The sequence below is a fragment of the Qipengyuania gelatinilytica genome, assembly GCF_019711315.1.
Lineage (GTDB): Bacteria > Pseudomonadota > Alphaproteobacteria > Sphingomonadales > Sphingomonadaceae > Qipengyuania > Qipengyuania gelatinilytica.
Genome location: NZ_CP081294.1, coordinates 1,616,008 through 1,627,286 on the forward strand (window position 1 = coordinate 1,616,008; position 11,279 = coordinate 1,627,286).

Consider the following 11,279-nt stretch of genomic DNA (forward strand, 5'->3'; position numbering starts at 1 on the left):
GCGAACCTCCCAATGGCGGCATGAAGGGCGCTAACCCTTCACGCACACCACCTGTTTCAACGTATGGACGATCTCAACCAGATCGGCCTGGGCGGCCATCACGGCTTCGATCGGCTTGTAGGCCTTGGGCGTTTCATCGATCACGCCCTCGTCCTTGCGGCATTCGACACCGGCGGTATCGGCGATATGCTCGTCGAGCGATACCAGCTTCTTCGCCTGCGTCCGGGACATCACGCGCCCCGCGCCGTGCGAGCAGCTGTCGAAGCTCTCGGCATTGCCCAGCCCGCGTACGATGAAGCTCTTCGCTCCCATCGATCCGGGGATGATCCCCATCGTACCCTTCGCCGCACGCACCGCACCCTTCCGGGTCACGAGCACGTTTTCGCCGAAGTGGTTTTCGCGCGTCACATAGTTGTGATGGCAGTTCACCGCTTCGCATTCGGCCTCGAAAGGCTTGGCGATCTGGCTGCGCAGCGCGTCAAGCACATGCGTCATCATCACGCGCCGGTTAAGCGCCGCGAAGTCCTGCGCCCATTCGACCGCTTCGACATAATCGTCGAAATGATCGGTCCCTTCCGGGAAATAGGCGAGGTCCTGATCAGGCAGGTTGATATGCCACTTGCGCATGTCCTGCTTGGCCAGTTCGATGAAGAACGTGCCGATCGCGTTACCCACACCGCGCGAGCCCGAGTGGAGCATGACCCACACCCGCTGCTCGGTATCGAGGCACAGCTCGATAAAGTGGTTACCCGTACCGAGCGTCCCGAGGTGCATCAGGTTGTTGGTGTTCTTGAGCCGCGGGTACTTGGCGACGATTTGTCCGAACCGGGCAGCGAGGCTAGCCCAGGCATCGACCACGGCCGGAGGCGGATCGCCCCACGAACCCTTGTCACGCTTGCCACGACCAACGCTGCGACCATGCGGCACCGCCGCCTCGATTGCGGAGCGGATCCCTGCAAGGTTATCCGGCAAATCGCTGGCCATGAGAGAGGTGCGCGCGGCCATCATGCCGCAGCCGATATCCACGCCGACCGCAGCCGGGATCACCGCGCCCTTGGTCGGGATCACCGATCCGACGGTCGCGCCGATCCCCACATGCACGTCGGGCATGGCCGCAACATGCTTGAAGATGAACGGCATCTTCGCCGCCTTGGTCAGCTGCTCGCGCGCCTTGTCGTCAACGGGAACGCCGCGGGTCCACATCTTGATCGGCGACCCGCCTTCCACGTCCTGGTATTCATACGTCGTCTGGGTCATCGCGACCTCCTCATTCTATAGCGTGCTACCGCTTCGCAGCTTGAGCACAAGGTGCTGGCGACGAGTGTTGGCGAGACACCCTTTGCGATCTTGCGGATCGCTCAGGGGCGGAATCGAACCGCTCGGCCTTTCGGCCTTTACCGATGTAGTCCCAACCGGCATTCGCCAGCGCTGAAGTATTGTTTGCGCTGTCGCTTCACTGCTTGAGCGCAGGGTGCTGGCGGCGAGTGATTGATGAGACGTTTTACTGAGCTACTCCGGTTGCCCGGGGGCGGACTCGGACCGCCGGCCTCCTGCTTTCGCAGGCGCTCTACCCATGTAGTCCCACCGGCATCCGCCAGCGATTTGTATTCAGGTTCACGGCGACGAGGGTTGGGCAAGACATTGCCCCAAAGGGGCGCCGCTCTGACCGCTAAGCTACAGGCCCGCATCTGGTGGACCTGGCGGGATTCGAACCCGCGCCTGCATCGTGACAGGATGTAGTCCTGACCCGGCATTCGCCGTGAATTTGGAAAGGGTCGGGGCAACGAGTGTTGGTGAGACAATCAGCCCTTAAGCTACGTTCCAGCGGCGGGATTCGAACCCACATCTCCCCGCAGGATTGCTCCCATGGGGCGCTTTACTCGTCGGGCCTATCATGTGGGAGATGTAGTCCCACCGGCATTTGCCCCGGCCCTTTCCAAAATCCATCTATTCAAAGGTCGCGGCGACGAGGGTTGGAAAAGACGTGCCCTTTCGGGCCAGTGCTCTACCAGGCTGAGCTACCGCCGGTCTTCCGGCAGGCGGGATTCGAACCCGCGACACCTGCATCCTGAATGTAGTCCTTCCCGGCATTCGCCGCGACCTTTGATGTTTCAAACCTCCACTTCGTTGACGATCTCGACCCAATCCTTCGCCCCACCGCCTTCTGGGCCATTGGCGAAGCGTGCCATTGCGTCGAACACCGCGTCGGTGAAACCACCGACATTCATGATGTCCTTGCGATCTTTCGCCTGCGTCGAGCCGTAAGGCTGGATGTCGATGCAGATCAGCTTCGCGCCCGGGTTACGGGCCTTCAGCTTGTTCCACTCCTTCATCGTCCCCGAAGCATCGCCATAGGACCACGGACGCGGCGCATCGAACCAGGACTCATTGTCCGAAACGATGACTACGCAATCGACCGTGGCCTTCTCGCGGTTCAGCAAGGCCAGCGGAGCCGAGACATTCGTTCCGCCGCCGCCGACCCCTGCCAGCTTGGCGGCATTCACCGCCACACGGGCCTTGGGATCAAGCTTGAGCTTCACCACGTCCAGCTCGAACGGCAGCACGCGGGTCTGCGGATTGCTCCGCAGCATCGCTGCCGAAACCAGCGCGGCGATATCGATGCAGCGCACGACCGAAGTCGCGCCCTTGCGGTACCCGGTCGCAGGCGAGCCCATCGAGCCCGACACGTCCGGACACACCACGACATTGCCTTCCAGCACCGGAACCTTCGCAAGCGACAGGTCGAGGGCCTTCTCGAGCGCGGCCTGCACCGCCAGCGGGACGCCGTCGCCAACCTGCGTCAGCGCCGTCATCAACTGGTAGGGCATCCGCTTCACGCGGGCGATGGCATCGGGATCGGCCAGTCGGGCAGCAACCATCTCGGTCACTCCGTCGATCTGGAACACTCCCTTACGCGCCAGCGTGTTGAGGTTCATCCGCAGCGCCTGCCACCCGATACGCTCGGCCAGCACAGCCCACTGCTTCGCGGTCAGGTCGAAGGCGGTCAGCCATTCGAAGGGCACATCGGGCAAGGGCCCAGAAACGTCATTCTGGCGGTCTGCCTTCCATGCTTCGAAATCGGCGATCTCCTTCGGCAGCGCGGCGACGTCATAGGGCTTGCCGATCAGCCAGCCATAGAAGGCACGCCGCTCGGCCGAAGCCGGAGCCGGGTGAACCATCTTGATGATATCGGCAAGACTCGGATCATTGCCGGTCGCCGCCTGCATCAGCTGGCGGGTCGAGGCAGTTTCCAGCCATTCACGCACCAGCCGTTTCGGCCGCGAGCCAAGCGAAGTCCGCCCGGTTTGGCCCGAACGCATGATCTGCACGAAGTTGCGCAGCATGCGGCCGTTATCGATCACGCGCTTGAACACCGGGACCATCAGGTCCGGATCGGACATCGACAGCACTGCGGTCAGCAATGCTGGCATATCCTTCATCGCGCCCGACTGGCGAGCATAGATCGCACACTTGGCTACCCATTCAGCGTCCACCGCCCAGGCTGCTTCGAGCGCCTTGGCAAGCTGGCCTTCCGCATCGGCATAGAAACCGTCCGACAAGGTGCCGGTTGCGGCCAGCTGCGCGAGCAGGGCTTCGGGGCCATAGGCATAAGCGTTGCCACCTGCCTGGTTCACCGTGTCCGTGCGCGGCAGGAACTTCGCCCCAAAGGACGAAAGCGCCGAGGAAAAAAGCGTCTTGTTGGCCATAGTCCAACTCCATCATGAAACTTCATCGGGCTTTGGGCGGCCGGCCCATTCCGGCCGCCCATTTCCCGCGTCTCGCCGGGTGTTCGACTTACCCGACGGCTTGGATTAAGCATGAGGCGTGCCAATTCTGAGTCGATCGCCGCGAATTTCTCATAACACCCTGAAATATAGACAAATCTTAAGGGCCCCGCCTCTCAACATCAGACCGAGAAGTGGTCCGATATCTATTCACTTGTATCGCTTATGATAAAATTTTATCAGGGCAGGCATGAAGCCCACTACTGTCATTGGCTTTCTCGGCTCAACGCTCGATGCCGCAAAGTTTGGTCCGTCGCGCTGGAACAAGTGGCGGCCCACCGTCAGCATCTGCATGCAGGAAGATTTGCGGGTGGATCGCTTCGTGCTGATCCACGGGAGCTATCACCGGCGCCTCGCCGAATTCGTGATGCAGGATATCCGGGACGTTTCGCCCGAGACCGAAGTCGTCCCACACGTCATGGACTTCGAGAACGCATGGGACTTCGAGGAGGTTTATGGAAAGCTGCTCGATTTCGCGCGTGAGTTCGAATTCGATCCAGACGCCCATGATTACCTGATACACATCACCACCGGCACGCATGTGGCGCAGATCTGCCTCTTCTTACTTACAGAGGCGCGCTATCTGCCCGGCAAGCTCTTGCAGACACAGCCTAACAAAGGAGCGCTGCAGCCGATCGGCACCTGGGCCTCGATCGATCTCGACCTTTCGCGTTACGATTCCATCGCTAGCCGCTTCGCCGAGGCGAGCGCGGAAAGCACCAGCTTCCTCAAGAGCGGGATCGAAACCTGCAACGCGGCCTTCAACCGCATGATCGAGGAGATAGAACAGGTCGCGGTTCGCAGCCGTGCGCCGATCCTGCTGATGGGCCCGACCGGCGCAGGCAAAAGCCAGCTCGCGCGCAAGGTCTTCGAGCTCAAGAAACTGCGCCACCAGGTCGAAGGGCCATTCGTGGAGGTGAACTGCGCAACTCTGAAGGGCGACAGCGCCATGTCAGCGCTGTTCGGTCACAAGAAGGGTGCCTTCACTGGCGCCGTCCAGGACCGGCCCGGCCTGCTGAAGAGTGCCGACAAGGGTCTGCTGTTCCTCGACGAGATTGGCGAACTGGGGCTCGACGAACAGGCGATGATCCTGCGCGCGATCGAGGAGGGCCGTTTCCTCCCGGTGGGCGCAGATAACGAAGCAAAGAGCGAATTCCAGCTGATCGCCGGCACCAATCGCAACCTCATGGATGAAGTCGCCGCCGGAAACTTTCGCGAAGACCTGTTCGCGCGGCTCAACCTATGGACGTTTGCTCTGCCCGGCCTTGCCGAGCGGCGCGAGGATATCGAGCCCAATCTCGACTACGAACTTGAGCGATTCGCCGAACGCGAGGGGACACGAGTCACATTCAACAAGGAAGCGCGGGACCGGTATCTCGCTTTTGCCGAGAGCCCGTCTGCACGGTGGCAAGGCAATTTCCGCGATCTCGCTGCCAGCGTCACCCGCATGGCAACACTTTGTCCGACGGGCAGGATCGACCGAGAAGCGGTGGACTTCGAAACGGACCGCCTTGCACGCCTCTGGTCAGGCGACAAGGCAGAAGGCAGCAGGTTGACTGACTTACTGGGAACGGAGCGGGTGAAGGCGATTGACCCGTTCGACCGGGTACAGCTGGAATATGTGGTTCAGGTGTGTCGACGTTCAGCAAGCCTTTCCGACGCAGGGCGCACCCTGTTTGCCGCATCACGCGAACAGCGCACATCGACCAATGATTCCGATCGCCTGCGCAAGTACCTCGCGAAATTTGGGCTAGACTGGGGCGCCGTCATCCAATGACCTGTGCAGCGTCAATCTGGACCGATTCTCCGGATCAGCGACGCAATTGAAGAGCCGGAATTCCAAAGCCCTCAAATTGTAATGCTGTGTCGGAACATCCAACCGCGGCCCCAAAAGACCATGCAAGCCGGCACATTATGTCGGGTCACTCGCAGGAACGCATTCTACGATGCTTCTGAAAATCGCGTGCAAACAACGCGCTAAGGCAGTTGACTGGCGCACCCGACAGGATTCGAACCTGTGGCCTCTGCCTTCGGAGCTGTAAAAATGGCGCATTTTGTTGCAACGCAGCAGAACACTAATGAACAATAATCTATTGTTTGTACGGTATTAATTCGGTTTTCAAAAGTTGCGAGCGGTTCGCATCTGTTGCACTGCGTTCCCCCCTCCTGCACTTACATTTCACTTACGGATTCGCTACCTTTGTGGTCAAAGGAATGATCGCAATGGCTGCTTCGTTGAGCAATTCTCTGGCACAAAAGGCGCTCCCCAAGGCGACGCCCTATGAGCTGCGCGATGCGAAGTTGAGCGGCTTGTTGCTGCGGGTCCAGCCCTCGGGTGTGAAGACATGGTATCTCGAATTCGAGCGCGGCAAGCGCGTCAGGCTCGGGCGTCTGACGAGCATGGGGTACAACGCAGCAGTGGAGGCTGCGCAGAATGCGCTTGGCCCTTACTGGGCCGGTATCGATCCGCGCATCGAGCGCCAGAAGCGCAAGCAGGTCTCGACCTTTGGCGAGTTCATCGATGAACACTACGCCGATTGGGCTCGGGTTCACCAAAAGACAGCAGAGGCCACGATCAAGCGGCTAAAGGTGGCCTTCAAGAAATTCCTCAAGACACCGATGGCGACGATCTCGCCGCTCGATATCGAACGCTGGCGCGCCCAGCGCATGAAGGATGGGGTCAAAACCAACACCGTTAATCGTGACATTACGGCGATCAAGGCTGCGCTCAACCGGGCCGTCGAATGGGAACTGATTGCAGTGAACCCGATCGCCAAGGTCAAGAAGGCGCGCGAGAACAAGGAGGTCCGGGTTCGATACCTAGACGAAGCCGAGGAGTATCGCCTGCGCGCGCAACTCAAGAAACGCGAAGACAGAATGCGGAACGAGCGCGACACAGCCAACCAGTGGCGGCGTGAACGTGGCCGAGAGCTCTTACCCAGCCTGCGCGCGGTTCCTTTCACCGATCACCTGATGCCAATGGTCCTCCTTTCGCTCAACACCGGCATGCGGCGCGGCGAACTGTTCGACCTCAAATGGTCGCACGTGAATTTCGACAGGCGGATCGTCACCGTGTCGGCTGAGACAGCGAAGTCGCGCAAGACGCGGCATATCCCGCTCAATACCGAGGCTTATGAGACGCTCAAATCCTGGCGTTCGCAATGCGACCTCGGCAACAGCCGCGTGTTCGAGAGCGAGGCCGGTACCCGCTTCGACAACGTGAACTCATCGTGGAAGAAGTTGCTCGACGACGCGAAGATTGCGGAATTCCGTTGGCACGACATGCGCCACCACTTCGCCTCTCGCCTGGCCATGGGGGCCGTGGACCTCAACACCATCCGCGAGCTTCTCGGCCACAGTGATTACAGCATGACATTGCGCTATGCCCACTTGGCCCCGGAACACAGGCGCGAAGCGGTCGAGGTTCTCGACAAGCCGAGGCCGCACCTCAAGATCGTGGCGACGAGCTGATGTTGACGGTTCTGGAGCGATATTCGCTGCGCAGTGAATATTGCGATTTGATTGAATATGGAGCACCGGAATCGGTGTGTGATCCAGTGCACCCGAAAGCGGCAAGCCGCTTTCGGGTGCACTGGACCAAAAGTCAACTTCTGATTGACTTTTCCACCTCTCGGGCATATGTAGCGCTCAACAGAACCCGCCACGCCTCTCAACGATGCGCACCAGGCGGGTCATTTTTTGCCCAAAATCCGAGTGGTGGGAGGCCGGATTGATACCGCCCAAACCTCTCTACAGCAAACCTGCGCTCTCGCTTGCTGATCAGATAGCCAAGCTTGAAGCCAATGGCATGGTCATCGACGATCATGCCATTGCAGAACATTGTTTGCAGCACATCAGCTATTACAGGCTAAGCGCCTACTGGCTTCCGTTCGAGCATCCAAAGGGGCAAGCTGGCCCAAGATTCCGGACAGGTACCAACCTCCAGACCGTACTCGATCTCTACGAATTCGATCGCAAATTGCGCCTGCTCGTTCTCGACGCAGTCGAGCGGGTTGAAGTGGCGGCTCGTGGTGCCTGGGCATATGAGATGGCGATGCTGGGAGATGGCTTCTCCTACCTCGATCAAGCGATCTATGCCGATCAAAACAAGTTCAATCAGAACTGCGCTCGCCTCGACAAGGAGGTCGGCCGATCGAAAGATACTTTCATCCGCCACTACAAGCGCGAATACTCAGGGCCTGCAAGGCCGCCAGTGTGGATGTCATCCGAGCTACTTTCATTCGGGCTCTTGTCGCAATGGTATGCCGCTCTCAAAGAACCGAGCCTCCGGCAAAAAGTCGCAGATCCCTTTGATCTCGACGAAGTGATCTTCGTGACCTTCCTCCACCAGTTGGCGATTGTCCGGAACATCTGCGCCCATCACGGGCGGTTGTGGAACAGAACTCTCGACGTTTCACTCAAACTGCCGAAGAAATCGCCACCGAATTTGGCAGCAGCCTTGAACCGCAGCGCACCAAAGAAAATTTACAATACCTTGGCCATGATCCAGCATTGCCTTGATCGAGCAGAACTCGGCAACACCTGGCGAGAACGGCTCCAAACGCTTGTCAGCGCGATGCCCTATGGCAATCCGCAAATGATGGGGTTCCCGGTCGACTGGGCCGACCATAAACTCTGGGGTGGCACGAAGTAGCCTATGATGAACACCCGAAGGCCGGGCGCTAAGCGCCCGGTTCCTTTTTCTCGTCGTCCAGCGGCGTGCGCAGGACGATCCGTCCATTGATCGGGACCACTTCCAGCTGAAGTGAAAGCCCTTTGCGGTCGCGGTGGAACCACGCGGCTCCGATGCGGGTCCAGAAACCCTTGTCGCCCTTGTTGGCGACATGCCAGGCGAGGAAGTCCGGCGGATTTGTTTCCTGCGAGGGTGCGGTATTGCTGCGTGCCATGATGATTTCCTTTCGTGTCTGGTGGCTCGTTGCACCAAGAGAAAGGCCGCACGGCCAAGGGCAGGTTTCATGTCCAACACGGGTGAGCAAAGCGAACCGGCGCGGGCAGGGCATTGAAGGCTGACCGAGTGCGGCCAGTCAGGGTGCTCAAAACGAAGCCGAAACGACGCGAAGGAAATCCATCGCTTGCGGCATGGCGTGATCAGGAAACTTCGTAGGACTTTTCCAGCAGCGGCTTGGCCTTCTCGAAATCGGCGGAACTCTGGATCGTGATCTCAAGATCGCCAGTGCCGAAATGACCGATACCGCGCACGTCACGCGTGAAGCCCTGCTCAAGCACGACAGAGTCAGGATCGACCTTGACATAGACCAGCAACTTCTTGGCCTGATTGCGGAACTCAAGGCTGGCGAAGTTCTTGATGCGTCGGAAGGCCACATAATAGGCGGTCGTCTTGGTTTCGACGTCGTCGCCAAGTGCCAGCATGAAGTCCGACATCAGGTGGTAGAGGTCGGTCAAGGCCTGGGGAGCCTCCGCCATCTGATCCTCGATGGTTTTGTAGTTTGGCTTGGTGCCAGTTGGCGCAGCGGGCACAGCGACTGAAGTCGGCCCCTTCGCGCTAGCCGAGGTAAGTTGCTCCAACAGCAAAAGGTCGCCTTCAAATTTTCGGTAGCGGATGAGCGAAATATTGCGGTTCATCTGTTTGACCGCGTGCTCGTCATACTTCCCGAAATCCCCGGCAATGCAGATCAGGCGCGGCCCTGACCAATCAACGGCTTTGGCCGCGTCCTTGCCGAGCTTTTCCAGCACAAGCCATTCGAAGTCCTTGCGGTGTCCCATCAGCCAATCGAGGTAGAACAGGCCCTGATTGATCACGTTCTCGTTCGACGAACGCTTGTATTCGATCACCACCGGGCTGTTGTTCTCGTCGATCCCGAGACTGTCCATCCGGCCACCCTCATTGGTTATGAATTCGCTCGCAAGAAACCGGACACCGAGAAGGCTCTCAAGATTGGCTTCGAACAAAGTCTGCAGCGACTTCTCCAGAGCAACCGCTCCGCCGGACAACTCGGCAACGCCGCCCTGAGTCATTCGGTAAAGTTTGATGTCGCTCATATCGGCTCTCACCTCGTCAGCTTGTATTGGGCGCTCATTAAGTGCTTGTAGTCGCGGGATCGACAGCGTCGCAATTGCAATATGTTCGATCAATACTCTTGGCCGAATACAGTGAAAAGGAAGCCCAAAACGGCGATCCCAAAGGATCGCCTCGCGATCCAGCAAGAACGGCACCCTTGCAACGGCGCGAAGCCGACGGAGGTCCTGCGCGCGCAGTCAGTGCGCCAGCGGGCCTCCGACAATGAGAGAGGCAAGAGTGCCTGCGGGTTAGCTCAGGAATGCCGCGCCCTCAGGAGCGCAGAATGCGCGGGACAGAGCGCGTCCACCAGAAATTCCCGCTCCGCTTCAAACTGCTCCTGATCGTCACCCGTATGGGCCGGGACTACAGGCCCGGTCCGCGCCAGCGGATAGAGCAGGTCGCCCGCCAGGGCAGCCACCCCAGGCCATCACCACTCCTAAAATCACAGTTTGAAGTTGTTCACACCAAAAAACTTGCGCAACGTCGCGACCTGGCATAAGGGCATCTTCATGAAGCGATTGTGCGACATCTCTGACATCAGCATGGGAGCGACGTCCGCGCCAGACGGCGATGAGGCTCGCTATCTGCGCCTGGCCAATGTCGTCGAGGGCCAAATCGTCGGTGATGCTGTCGAAGGTGGGAGTCCGGTCAAGGGCTTCGATTCGCAGCTGCGCATCGACGACATCTTGGTGCGTGGTCGCGGACCCGATCTCTCGGCAGCCATGGTGGGTGAGCAACATGTCGATGCGTACCCGACAGTCGAACTGTTCGTCATCCGCGTAGATCGCGATGTCGCTGAACCGGCCTATGTCGTTGCCTACATCAACCAACCGCACATTCAGGCGAATCTGGCGCAAGGGGCACAGGGCACGGGCTTCGTGCGCCTCAATCGCCCCACCCTTGCCGACCTGGAAATCCCGCTGCCTCCCATGATTGAGCAGCGCATGATCGGTTCACTTGCGCTCGAAGCGCGGCAGGAGCTGACGATTCTTCAAGAAATCATGGAGCGCCGCAAACGCCTCCATTCCGAACTTCTCCATCGTGCGATGGCGAAGGCCCGTGCCGAGGACGGCAATCCCCAGCACGGGCGCATAACCGGTCTGAACGACGCGCAAACGTCCTCAGACCTTCTTTCCGCTCACACAGAAAGTACCCCTTAAATGAACATTCTCTCTCAGAACCGCAACCGGCTTCGTACCGTGCACGTCACCTGGCACGCCCATCCGGGCGAATGGCAGGTCAAGGAAGGTGGCAGCAGCACCGTCCTGACGCGTTCGCCGACGAAGCCCCCGGCCATTGCCTATGGCCGGTCCTACGCCCGCTCGATCAAGGGCGAACTGTTCATCCACAACATGGACGGGACCATCGCCGAACGCGAAAGCTACGGCAACGATCCGTTCCCGCCGCGCGGGTGAAGAAAGGCGGGGCGGCCGCAAGGTCGCCCGGCTCACCCT

General features: G+C 59.5%; 9 protein-coding genes. 5 read left to right on the plus strand and 4 right to left on the minus strand.

Translation table 11 applies throughout. The annotated features are described in order from the left end of the window. Window positions 1-30: 30 nt before the first annotated feature. Both K3136_RS08040 and K3136_RS08045 read right to left on the minus strand, forming a co-directional pair. Complete coding sequence (locus K3136_RS08040) at window positions 31-1,257, minus strand: RtcB family protein (RefSeq protein ID WP_221429828.1); 1,227 nt, start codon at window positions 1,255-1,257, stop codon at window positions 31-33. An 854-nt stretch (window positions 1,258-2,111) separates the two neighbouring features. After that, on the minus strand, window positions 2,112-3,707 hold the full coding sequence (locus K3136_RS08045; protein ID WP_221429829.1) for a vWA domain-containing protein: 1,596 nt from the start codon (window positions 3,705-3,707) through the stop codon (window positions 2,112-2,114). 268 nt (window positions 3,708-3,975) lie between these two features. On the opposite strand from K3136_RS08045, the gene rtcR reads away from it, so the two are divergent. The 3 genes from rtcR (at window position 3,976) to K3136_RS08060 (ending at window position 8,439) form a co-directional block, all read left to right on the plus strand. Next, entirely contained in the window at window positions 3,976-5,562 is a 1,587-nt protein-coding gene (rtcR, locus tag K3136_RS08050; RefSeq protein ID WP_221429830.1) for an RNA repair transcriptional activator RtcR, read from the plus strand. A 320-nt stretch (window positions 5,563-5,882) separates the two neighbouring features. Continuing rightward, entirely contained in the window at window positions 5,883-7,256 is a 1,374-nt protein-coding gene (locus K3136_RS08055) for a phage integrase (RefSeq protein ID WP_221429831.1), read from the plus strand. A 337-nt stretch (window positions 7,257-7,593) separates the two neighbouring features. Continuing rightward, window positions 7,594-8,439, plus strand: a complete 846-nt coding sequence (locus K3136_RS08060; protein ID WP_247711311.1) for an Abi family protein — start codon at window positions 7,594-7,596, stop codon at window positions 8,437-8,439. A 28-nt stretch (window positions 8,440-8,467) separates the two neighbouring features. Here K3136_RS08060 and K3136_RS08065 read toward each other — a convergent pair whose 3' ends face one another. Next, entirely contained in the window at window positions 8,468-8,692 is a 225-nt protein-coding gene (locus K3136_RS08065) for a hypothetical protein (protein ID WP_054525419.1), read from the minus strand. Between the two features lie 202 nt (window positions 8,693-8,894). Beyond that, window positions 8,895-9,806, minus strand: coding sequence for a DUF5655 domain-containing protein (locus tag K3136_RS08070; RefSeq protein WP_054525420.1), 912 nt, complete (start codon window positions 9,804-9,806; stop codon window positions 8,895-8,897). 468 nt (window positions 9,807-10,274) lie between these two features. Between K3136_RS08070 and K3136_RS08075 the strand changes: the two genes are divergently transcribed. Both K3136_RS08075 and K3136_RS08080 read left to right on the plus strand, forming a co-directional pair. Next, complete coding sequence (locus K3136_RS08075; RefSeq protein ID WP_221429832.1) at window positions 10,275-10,985, plus strand: restriction endonuclease subunit S domain-containing protein; 711 nt, start codon at window positions 10,275-10,277, stop codon at window positions 10,983-10,985. After that, a complete protein-coding gene (locus K3136_RS08080; RefSeq protein WP_054525422.1) occupies window positions 10,986-11,240 on the plus strand; it encodes a DUF2188 domain-containing protein in 255 nt (84 codons plus the stop codon). It begins immediately after the preceding gene. Window positions 11,241-11,279 lie beyond the last annotated feature (39 nt).